A 240-nucleotide genomic window follows, 5' to 3' on the forward strand; every position below is an offset into this window, starting at 1 on the left:
CCCCCCCCCCCCCCCCCCCCTCCCAAACAAAACGCGCCCCCCCCAGATTAGCGAGTGTCTCGTGGGCTCGGAGATGTGTATAAGAGACAGGTTCGAAACAGCGCGGCCGCGGCTCACCGCGATCGCGACGCGGCTGCTGTCCTCCGCGTCGGCCGAACGGACACCTCCGGGATCGAGAACCTGGATGCGTGGCTCACCACGGTGGTCTCTGTCTCTTATACACATCTGACGCTGCCGACG

Annotated in this window: 1 protein-coding gene; it reads left to right on the plus strand. The window is 65.8% G+C overall.

Annotated features, from left to right (window positions below):
* A partial coding sequence (locus ACPYOG_RS20495) for a hypothetical protein (RefSeq protein WP_481295909.1) occupies window positions 1–229 on the plus strand: 229 nt, incomplete at its 5' end.
* Between the last annotated feature and the right edge of the window lie 11 nt (window positions 230–240).

It is taken from the genome of Leifsonia sp. HAY1-4F (genome assembly GCF_056755275.1).